The organism is Cupriavidus sp. BIS7 (assembly GCF_000292345.1).
In the GTDB taxonomy this organism is placed as follows: domain Bacteria; phylum Pseudomonadota; class Gammaproteobacteria; order Burkholderiales; family Burkholderiaceae; genus Cupriavidus.
Map to the genome: position 1 here is coordinate 1 of NZ_ALOU01000104.1, position 2,064 is coordinate 2,064.

1 protein-coding gene is annotated in these 2,064 nt (G+C 67.4%); it reads right to left on the bottom strand.

The window, feature by feature from the left end; all coding sequences use genetic code 11:
- A partial coding sequence (gene vgrG / locus B552_RS0126280; protein WP_083860362.1) for a type VI secretion system Vgr family protein occupies window positions 1–2,058 on the bottom strand: 2,058 nt, incomplete at its 3' end.
- Between the last annotated feature and the right edge of the window lie 6 nt (window positions 2,059–2,064).

Here is a 2,064-nt window from a genome sequence, read left to right on the forward strand (position 1 = left end):
CCCGTTGGCGCTGGTCACGGTCACGTTCTGAGCGGCCATCAGCCGCATCTCGTCGCTCTGCGCCTGGATCTCCACCTTGCCCCGCGCCGCGAACAGCTTGATGCCGAGCTTCTGGGCATAGACCGACACCAGTTCGCCTGCCGCCACGGTGAAACGCTTGAGCACGCTGATGTCCGCGTGGTCGCCGGCCGTAAGGGTCAGGGTCTTGTTGGCCGACAGTTGCACATCGGCGCCGGAAACCAGTGCGATGCCCGCCGGGGCGCTGGCCAGGATGCCGGCCTGCTTCAGTTGGTCCAGCGTGTCGGTGAACAGCGCCTTCTGGCGCTCGTAGTCTGCGGCGGCGGCCTGGGCGGCTGTGGCGCCGCTGCCCAGTGCTTCGGCTTGCAGCACGGCCTGCTGGAGCAGCGCCCGGGCGGCCTGCATGTCCAGTTGCTGCCCATTCGCGCCCGGCTGGTCATCGGCCGAGAGGAACAGCCCCTTGCCCCCGCGAATCGCGCCCCAGCCCGACGTGCGCAGCTCGAATCCATCCCCGCGCTGCTTGCGCCGGGCATCGACCAGGTAGCCGAGGTTGAGCTGCGACTTGCCCGCGTACTCGGTGGACAGCTTGATGCTCTCCTGCTTCTCCCAGTCCTCGAACCGCAGCTTGTTGTTTGCCTGCGTACGGATGACGTTGCGGGACAGCCACCGGTCGTGGCTGGTGATCAGGTCCTGCTGCTGGCTGTTGTGCATCGCGTGGGCGATGTACGGTCGGTTTGGGTTGCCGTCGTGGAAGGCAATCGCCACCTCGGTGCCGTCGAGCAGCGGGAAGTGGAAGCCCGTCTGCCGCGCGCCCGCGAACGGCTTGGCCAGCCGCAGCGGCACGCTCTCCGCGCCCCTGGGCCGGTCGTCGAAGTCCAGGTCGAAGCGCACGATGTAGTGCCCGTCCTGCGTCAGGTACGCGTACTGGTATTGGCTCGGCGAGGTGATGCGCCCGCTCAGCGTGCCGGCGATGCGCGGCCACTTCGCGTCATCGATCGGCAGGCGGAAGCGCCGGTCAGACGGGATCGCCTTGTACGTGTTGCGGTACGCCTGGTCGCGCGCGCCGGTGTGGGTGACTTCGGTGATGACCTGGCCGTTGGGGGCATCGGGCAGCGCCACGTCCAGGCGCAGGATGCGCGCCGGACGCAGGTTCACGATATTGCTCTCGCCCTCGTAGACCAGTTGCCCCGCGATGGCGGCCTCGTGCCGCAGTTGCGCCTCCCATTTCGCGCTGTCCTGGTCCAGGTGGTGGGTGCCGTAGACGTAGGGCGTGCCGTAGGTGGTGCGGTCCTTGCGGGCCACGTTGGCGTCGGCCTTGAAGCGCTCGTAGGCTGCCTCGGGGTTGTAGTCCGCGGCCAGGAATGATGCGGGCACGGACTTCGCACGGGTCCGGATTGCGGAAACCGACTCGATGCCGGACTCCAGCCCCGCCGTTTCCCGGTAGGGCACGCGCAGCTCGGGCTGGTAAATGTAGTGATCGATGTCATCGGCGATTACGATCATCTCGCCGAACTTGCCCGGAACGAAGTAGCAGTACAGCCCCTCCTGCTCCATCAGCACGCGGATGTAGTCCCAGTCGGACATCTGGTACTGCAGCCGGAACCGGTGCTGCGGATACTGGCGGCGCGTCCTGAACGCGAACTGGTGCCCCTGCAGGTCATGGCCGCGCAGGATCGCCTCAATGATCTGCGGGGCGGTCTTCTGCTGGTAGATGCGACTGCGTGGCGTGCATCGCAGGCGGGCCGCCAGCGGCTCCAGCACGATCTCGTAGGCGCAGAAGTCGGCCGTCTGGCGGGTCCTGGAGAACTCGGAGATCCAGCCGGCAAACTTGCGCGGCTCGGTGCAGTCAGCGGCGTCGATGACGAACGTGGCGTCCCGGTTCAGGTATTCGGCGCGGTCCAGATCGAGGGGATGGGTCAGCCGGACGGTGACCTTGTAGGGCTCGCCCAGGCGCTCCACGGCCTCGAACGACACCACCGACAGCGCCACTGCACTGGGTGCGGCGGGCACCTCCAGAAAGTAGGACTGCCGCCCCGTCACGGCGCC